Here is a 247-nt window from a genome sequence, read left to right on the forward strand (position 1 = left end):
GGCATTATTAATGACTGCTCTAGGATTTGGCGGAACCTTTGCTTTGTTTACCTATCTCGCTCCTATTCTCCAAGAAATTAGCGGGTATTCATCAGGATCTATTTCATTGTTACTTTTAGTTTACGGGGTTGCCGTGGCAATTGGAAACATAGCAGGTGGGAAAATGGCAAACCGGCATCCTGTTAAATCGTTACGTTTTGTATTTTTATTTCAAGGAATCGTACTTTTATTACAAATGGTACTACTG

At 38.9% G+C, this 247-nt stretch carries 1 pseudogene; it reads left to right on the forward strand.

From position 1 onward, the window contains the following. Positions 1-247, forward strand: a pseudogene (locus SB772_RS44220) (MFS sugar transporter); the annotation flags it as partial.

The sequence above is a fragment of the Paraburkholderia sp. SIMBA_030 genome, from assembly GCF_046535245.1.
GTDB lineage: Bacteria > Pseudomonadota > Gammaproteobacteria > Burkholderiales > Burkholderiaceae > Paraburkholderia.